This is a genomic window from Phenylobacterium sp., assembly GCF_004299445.1.
GTDB lineage: Bacteria > Pseudomonadota > Alphaproteobacteria > Caulobacterales > Caulobacteraceae > Phenylobacterium.
In genome coordinates this window covers 155,566-162,709 of sequence record NZ_SCTC01000080.1, presented here as the reverse complement: position 1 = coordinate 162,709, position 7,144 = coordinate 155,566, and the positions used below count along the sequence as shown (strand labels likewise).

Annotated in this window: 6 protein-coding genes and 2 tRNA genes; 4 read left to right on the top strand and 4 right to left on the bottom strand. The window is 67.7% G+C overall.

Translation table 11 applies throughout. The features are described from left to right. Nucleotides 1–22 precede the first annotated feature (22 nt). The 3 genes from tuf to EPN98_RS22815 form a co-directional block, all read right to left on the bottom strand. Nucleotides 23–1,213 (bottom strand): elongation factor Tu, encoded by a 1,191-nt coding sequence (gene tuf / locus EPN98_RS22825; RefSeq protein WP_293365235.1) that lies wholly within the window; start codon nucleotides 1,211–1,213, stop codon nucleotides 23–25. Nucleotides 1,214–1,256: 43 nt separating this feature from the next. Beyond that, nucleotides 1,257–1,330: transfer RNA gene (locus EPN98_RS22820), tRNA-Gly, on the bottom strand. A gap of 49 nt (nucleotides 1,331–1,379) precedes the next feature. Further along, nucleotides 1,380–1,466: transfer RNA gene (locus EPN98_RS22815), tRNA-Tyr, on the bottom strand. A gap of 224 nt (nucleotides 1,467–1,690) precedes the next feature. On the opposite strand from EPN98_RS22815, the gene rlmB reads away from it, so the two are divergent. The 4 genes from rlmB to EPN98_RS22795 all read left to right on the top strand — a co-directional run bounded on the left by rlmB (nucleotide 1,691) and on the right by EPN98_RS22795 (nucleotide 5,157). Further along, entirely contained in the window at nucleotides 1,691–2,533 is an 843-nt protein-coding gene (rlmB, locus tag EPN98_RS22810) for a 23S rRNA (guanosine(2251)-2'-O)-methyltransferase RlmB (protein ID WP_293365234.1), read from the top strand. A 66-nt stretch (nucleotides 2,534–2,599) separates the two neighbouring features. Next, nucleotides 2,600–3,478 carry a helix-turn-helix transcriptional regulator gene (locus tag EPN98_RS22805; RefSeq protein WP_293365233.1) on the top strand — a complete coding sequence of 293 codons (879 nt, stop codon included), beginning with the start codon at nucleotides 2,600–2,602 and terminating at the stop codon, nucleotides 3,476–3,478. 144 nt (nucleotides 3,479–3,622) lie between these two features. After that, on the top strand, nucleotides 3,623–4,342 hold the full coding sequence (locus EPN98_RS22800) for a PEPxxWA-CTERM sorting domain-containing protein (protein ID WP_293365232.1): 720 nt from the start codon (nucleotides 3,623–3,625) through the stop codon (nucleotides 4,340–4,342). A 101-nt stretch (nucleotides 4,343–4,443) separates the two neighbouring features. Beyond that, nucleotides 4,444–5,157, top strand: coding sequence for a TerC family protein (locus tag EPN98_RS22795; RefSeq protein WP_293365231.1), 714 nt, complete (start codon nucleotides 4,444–4,446; stop codon nucleotides 5,155–5,157). 89 nt (nucleotides 5,158–5,246) lie between these two features. Here EPN98_RS22795 and metG read toward each other — a convergent pair whose 3' ends face one another. After that, a complete protein-coding gene (gene metG / locus EPN98_RS22790; RefSeq protein WP_293365230.1) occupies nucleotides 5,247–7,052 on the bottom strand; it encodes a methionine--tRNA ligase in 1,806 nt (601 codons plus the stop codon). Between the last annotated feature and the right edge of the window lie 92 nt (nucleotides 7,053–7,144).

The following is a 7,144-nucleotide window of genomic DNA, read 5'->3' as shown; positions in this document are numbered from 1 at the left end:
CGTGTTGTGAGCGCGGGTGCGCTTACTTCACGATCTTGGTGACGACGCCCGAACCCACCGTGCGGCCGCCTTCGCGAATGGCGAAGCGCAGGCCCTGGTCCATGGCGATCGGCGTGATCAGCTCGATGTTCAGCTCGGCGTTGTCGCCGGGCATGATCATCTCCACGCCTTCCTTCAGCTTGATGATCCCCGTCACGTCCGTCGTGCGGAAGTAGAACTGGGGACGATAGTTCGTGAAGAACGGCGTGTGACGGCCACCCTCTTCCTTCGTCAGGATGTAGGCTTCCGCCGTGAACTCCGTGTGCGGCGTGATCGAGCCCGGCTTGCAGAGCACCTGGCCCCGCTCGACGTCCTCACGCTTCGTGCCGCGCAGCAGCACGCCCACGTTGTCGCCCGCCTGGCCCTGGTCCAGCAGCTTGCGGAACATCTCCACGCCCGTGCAGGTCGTCTTCTGCACGTCGCGGATGCCGACGATCTCGACTTCCTCGCCGACCTTCACGATGCCCTTCTCGATACGACCCGTCACCACCGTGCCGCGGCCCGAGATCGAGAACACGTCTTCCACCGGCATCAGGAACGGCTGATCCACCGGACGCTCCGGCTGCGGAATGTACGCATCCACCGAAGCCATCAGCTCCAGGATCTTCGACTCGCCGATCTCCGGGTTACGACCCTCGACCGCCGCCAGCGCCGAACCCTTCGTGATCGGGATGTCGTCGCCCGGAAACTCGTACGAGCTCAGCAGCTCGCGAACTTCCATCTCGACGAGCTCCAGCAGCTCCTCGTCGTCGACCATGTCCACCTTGTTCATGAACACGACCAGCGCCGGCACGCCAACCTGACGGGCCAGCAGGATGTGCTCGCGCGTCTGCGGCATCGGACCATCGGCCGCCGACACCACCAGGATCGCGCCGTCCATCTGCGCCGCGCCCGTGATCATGTTCTTCACGTAGTCGGCGTGGCCAGGGCAGTCCACGTGCGCATAGTGACGGTTCGCCGTCTCATACTCCACGTGCGCCGTGTTGATCGTGATCCCACGCGCCTTCTCTTCCGGCGCCGCGTCGATGTCCGCATACGACATCGCCTTCGCACCACCCGCCTTCGCCAGCGTCATCGTGATCGCCGCCGTCAGCGTCGTCTTCCCATGGTCAACGTGACCAATCGTGCCGATGTTGCAGTGCGGCTTGTTACGTTCGAACTTCTCTTTGGCCATCTGGGTCCTGCCGGCGTTCTCTAAGACTTGCGCTTCAAGGAGCTGGAGCGGGTAGCGGGAATCGAACCCGCATCCTCAGCTTGGAAGGCTGCTGCACTACCATTGTGCTATACCCGCCAAAGCTAGAGCGGGGGCCGCCGCAACTCCTCAGTGAACTTCAAGCGCGTGGTGGGGGAAGTAGGACTCGAACCTACGAAGCCATTACAGCAGGGGATTTACAGTCCCCCCCCTTTGCCACTCGGGACATTCCCCCAGCGCGCTCGGAGCCCCCACGCTTCTGCCTTCGGCAAAAGCGCAAGGTCCAACTTAGGAGCATGACGGCCGCCGAACCGGTATCCACCACTTCGGCTGTCACGCTCCGGCGGGGCCTTCTGAGAAAAGGCTTCCGCCTTGGGACGCGAGGGGCGTAATGCCCGCAACTCTCGTCCTAAAAGCGGCTGCCCACTGAGGGGGCCCCAAATCGGAGCGCGTCTTATAGTGGCCTCGCCTCGCGAACGCAACGACGCCCGAAAGGGCGCGAGTTTCCGACCCAAGTCCGGGGCGAAACCTCAAGGAAATCCGCACGACAAGCCGCATTCGCGGCCCCGCCAGGACCGCCGCGCGGGCCCGCCGGGCGATGATTGGATCTGGGGCTGGCATGCCGTCGAGGCGGCCCTGGCGAATCCCAAGCGCGACAAGCCTCAGCGCCTGGTGGTGACGCCCGACAAGGCCAGGCAGGTCGAAGCGAAGTTCGGCCGCAAGATGAATTTCGAGGTCGCCGACGCCCACCAGATCGGCCTGCTGCTGCCCCAGGGCGCGGTCCACCAGGGCGTCGCCCTGCGCCCGGCCCCGCTGGAGGACGTTGACCTGGAGGCCTTCGAGGCGCGTCCCGGCGCGGTCGTGCTGGTGCTGGACCAGGTGACCGATCCGCAGAACGTGGGGGCGATCCTGCGCTCGGCCGCGGCGTTCGGCGTCGCCGGCATGGTGCTGCAGGACCGCCACGCGCCGAAGCTGACAGGCGCGCTGGCCAAGGCCGCGGCCGGCGCCGTCGAGCGCGTGCCGGTGGCGCGGGTGGTGAACCTGTCTCGCGCGCTGGACGACCTGTCGAAGCTGGGCTGGCGCACCGTGGGCCTGGCCGGCGAGGCCGACCTTGGCCTCGCCCAGGCGCTGAACGGCGAGCCGACCGTCCTCGTCATGGGGTCGGAAGGCGAAGGCCTGCGCCGCCTCGTGGCCGAGCACTGCGACGAGTTGGCGAAGATCCCGATGCCCGGCGGCTTCGAGAGCCTGAACGTCTCGGCCGCGGCGGCGATCGCGCTCTACGAGGCGTCGCGTCCGCGCTGACACAACAGGGCGCTGACAATCGTAGCCGAACCTGCGACCAATCCGCCGTCGTCGGGGAGACGTGCGTTGTCTGGGGATGATTTTCCGTCGCGGCTGCTACTTGCGCTGAAGGCGCTGTCCATCAGCCGCGGCCGGCTCGCCTCCGAGCTGGCCGTGGACAAGTCGGTGGTCAGCCGCTGGCTCTCGGGTCGCCAGGCGCCGACCGGGCAGAACCTCGCCAACCTCACAGCCCTGGTCGCGGGCCACCGGCCCGGCTTCAGCCTGCTCGACTGGGAGAGCGACCTCGAGACGCTCTCGGCCAAGCTGGGTGTCGCCTCCGAGGGCGCGAACAATGCGTGGGGCCCGCTCGCGGCCTGGCTGCCCGAGTCGGTGCTGCGCGAGACCAAGACCCTCACCGACCTGCGCGGGGACGCCTACGAGGGTCACTGGCGCACCACCCGGCCGGCCATGGGCCAGCCGGGCCGGTTCGTCCACGACGCCTGCCTGATCCGCAAGGCCGGGAACGGCTTCCTCACGACCCGTATCGCCGTCGAAGACATGCGCTTCGAGGGCTGGACATTCATGACCCAGACCCAGCTGTTCTCGGTGCTGTCCGAGCCGCGCACGGGCATGTTCACGTTCTCGATCTTCAACGCCGTCCTGCGGCACCGGGCCGAGGTGCTGGACGGGATCTCCATGGGCCTGCAGCGCGTGGGCGGCGGCTCGCCGGCCGCCATGGGCTGCCTGATGGAGCGGGTCGGCTTCCTCAGCGGCGACCCCGCCGCCGACGATGCGGCGTTCGAGGCGGCCGCGCAGGCCGACCCGCTGGCCCCCGAAGGCTCGATCCCGCCCGAGGTCGCCGCCCGGCTCATGCCCGACGTGGGTCCGACCGCCCTGGCGGCGGGCGGCATGGCGATCCTGCACATGCCCTTCGCCACATCCCTGTCGCGTGGTCCGCATCGCTAGCGCCCCAAATTCCCGCGGCAGGCGAAGACGCAACAACTCGCAACGAATCGAAGGCTGGCGCGCCTACCGTTGCGCGAGCGAACGCCGCATCTAGCCCCTCCAACGGCGGCGGACAGGCCGCCCAAGCGAGATGGGGTGCAAACCATGCGTATCGAACTGAAGCTCGCCGCCGGGATGATGGCGGTGATGGCCCTCGCCGGCGCCACCCGCGCCCACGCGGCCTTTCCCGACCTCTACCATGACCAGGGCCAGTTCGAGGCTCAGGGAACCATCAGCCAGACCACCAACTTTGACGGCTACAGCTCGAACGTCTCCATCCTGAACACCAGCGAAGCGTTTGGCGACCTGACCCTGCACGGCGACCCGCTCGTCGTGGTCGGAACCGACACGTCCTACAATCCGGTCCGCAACCTGATCGCCAACAACGACCCGTCCGAGATCCTGGGCGGTCAGATCTTCAAGACCGGCTACAACATGCTGAGCTTCAGGCTCGCGAACCTCGCGGGCTACGGCGACCAGGTGTTCGTCGAGCTGTTCACCAACGTCACCTCATACGGCTACGGCCTCTATCCGCAAGGCGCGCCCGAGGCGTTGAGCTTCTACGGTTTCATCGTCCCTGACGGCGAGTACTTCCTGGGCTTCACGATGAACCGGACGGACTTCGGTTCGAACTTCGAACCCACGCCGGTCGACCAGATCTTCGGCGCCACCGACTTCCAGCTCGGCAAGACCGGCGAAGTCTGCGCGAACCGCGTCTGTGGCGGCGCGGTTCCCGAGCCCTCGACGTGGGCGATGCTGATCCTGGGCTTTGGGCTTTCCGGCGCGATCGTGCGGCGCCGGCGGCCGGTCTTGCGCACGGCCTGACCGGCGGTCCGGGACCGCCCCCCCAGATCTCAGGCGGTCTAGACCCGTTGGGCGGCGGTTCGGCGTTGCAGCCGGCCGCCGCCTGACGCATTGAGAACCGGATGATTGAAGAGCTGCTAAGCCCCGGCGCCCTCTCGGCCCTTTTCCAAGTCCTGATGATCGACCTGGTCCTCGCCGGCGACAACGCCGTCGCCGTGGGCTTGGCGGCTGGCGGCCTGCCGCCCGCGCTGCGGCGCAAGGCGATCTTCTGGGGCCTCGTGGCCGCGGTGATCACCCGCATCGGCTTCGCGCTGGTCACCACCCAGCTACTCGGCATCATCGGCCTGCTGTTCGCGGGCGGCGTGCTGCTGCTCTGGGTCTGCTGGAAGATGTGGCGCGAGCTGCGCGACCAGGCCTCGGCCGAGGAAGTGGCCGCCGAAGCGGCCATGGACGACGACCCCACGACCGAACCCAAGGTCAAGCCCAAGTCCTTCAGGGACGCGCTGATCCAGATCCTGGTCGCCGACGTTTCGATGTCGCTCGACAACGTGCTGGCCGTGGCCGGCGCGGCGCGCGAGCACCCGACGATCCTGATCTTCGGTCTGCTGCTGTCGATCGGGCTGATGGGCGTCGCGGCGCACGGGATCGCCCGCCTGCTGCACAAGTACCGCTGGATCGGCTACATCGGCCTTCTGATCGTGCTGTACGTCGCGCTGCACATGATGTGGCAGGGCGGCCGCGACGTGATCGACGACCTCGGCTGGACGGCGCAGTATAACGCCGCCGTCCCCGATTTCCTGGACATCCAGCCGAAGACGCCGGTTCCGGCGCACTGAGGCCGCACGGAATGATCCTGCGCGTCTGCGCCGGATTCCGTCGTGTGGTTCGTGAACGGCGCCTGCGGAGCGCCCCGAGCTGAGCCAGCTTACGCCGTCTCTGCCCCGCCAAAGCGTTCGCGCCACTCGGCGACCTGGGTGTCCTCGACCTTGCGGAACAGCACGTCCGGCGCGCGGATTGCGCGGCCCGGTTCCAGCGACGTGAGCAGGTCGCCCTCGCCGCTTGGCCAGCCGGCGACCTCGGCATCCCCCAGCGCCTCGGCGATCACCTTGGCGGTCGCCGGGATGAACGGCGCCGACAGGCGGGCGAACAACGCCACCAGGTTCAGGCCCACGCGCACCGACACGCCGGCCCGCACAGGATCGGTCTTGAACGCCGTCCACGGCGCCGCCTCGGTCAGGTACTGGTTCCCCAGCACCCAGATCTGGCGCAGCGTCGTCGCCGACTTGCGGAACTCACGCGTCTCCATGTGGCCGGTCAGCTCAGCCAGCTTGGCCGAGACATCCGCCTGCAGCTTGGTCTCAAGGTCGCCCCACTCGCCGCCGACCGGAACCTTCCCCTCGAACCGGCTCTCGGCGAACTTGCAGATGCGGTTGACGAAGTTGCCCAGTACGTCGGCCAGGTCGGCGTTCACCTGGTCGCGGAACTGCTCCCAGGCAAACGTCGAATCCGAGCTCTCGGGCGCGTTGGCGATCAGCCACCAGCGCCAGTAATCAGCCGGCAGCAGCTCCAGCGCCTGGTCCATGAAGACCCCGCGCTTCTGCGACGTTGAGAACCGCCCGCCGTAGTAGTCCAGCCAGTTGAACCCCTTGAGGTCGTCCACCAGCTTCCACGGCGCGTTGCTGCTGGGCGTCCAGCGGCCGGCGCTGTCGCGGCGCTCGTTGATCCCCATCAGCGTGCAGGGGAAGCCCACGGTGTGGAAGGGCACGTTGTCCTTGCCCATGAACTCCACATAGGTGACGTCGGCCGCGCCGGGCTGGCGCCACCAACGCTCCCAGTCCTCGTCCTTGGGCGCCCTGCCCTCGGCGGCGGCCTGCGCGTCGGCCCATTCCCAGGTCGCGCCGATGTACTCGATCGGCGCATCGAACCAGACGTAGAAGACCTTGCCCTCCAGCCCGGCCACATCTGGCTTCTGGCCGTCCGGGTTCGGCCCCCAGTCGGCGGCGTTGACCGGCACGCCCCACTGCAGGTCGCGGGTGATGCCACGGTCCTGCAGACCCTCGTCCAACCACTTCAGCGCAATGGAGGTGACCAGGTTGGGCCACGTCCCGCGCTTGGCCTCGATCCCCTCGCGCAGGCGATCGGCGAACAGGCTCTGGCGCAGGAACAGGTGCTTGGAATCGCGGATCTCGATCTCGGTCGATCCCGACAGCGCCGAACGCGGTTTGATCAGGTCGGCCGGGTCCAGGACCCGGGTGCAGTTCTCGCACTGATCCCCCCGCGCGGCCTCGTAGCCGCAGTGCGGGCACGTGCCGATCACATAACGGTCGGGCAGGAAGCGCTTGTCGGCCAGCGAATAGACCTGCTGGGTCACCCGCTCCTCGATGAAGCCGGCTTCCCAGAGCTGCTGGGCGAAGCTCTGCGTCAGCTTGCGGTTCTGCGGCGACGACGAGCGGCCGAAGTGGTCCCACGACATGCCGAAGCCGCGGCCCATCGCGTGCAGCTTGTCGTGCGCCAGCGCGCAGAACTCGGCCACCGGCAGACCAGCCTCCACCGCCGCCAGTTCGGCCGGCGTGCCGTGCTCGTCGGTGGCGCAGATGTAGAGCGTCTCGCGGCCGCGGGCCCGCTGGAAGCGCGCGTAGACGTCCGCCGGCAGCATCGAGCCCGCCAGGTTCCCCAGGTGCTTCGCGCCGGCGGCGTACGGCAGGGCCGAGGTGATGAGGATGCGGGACATGACCGACAGTACGTTTCAGAAGGACGTTTCAGGAAGAGCGGGGCTTATAGGCTGCTCAGGTGGTTCGCCAAAGTCCGCCGCGCAAGAAATGC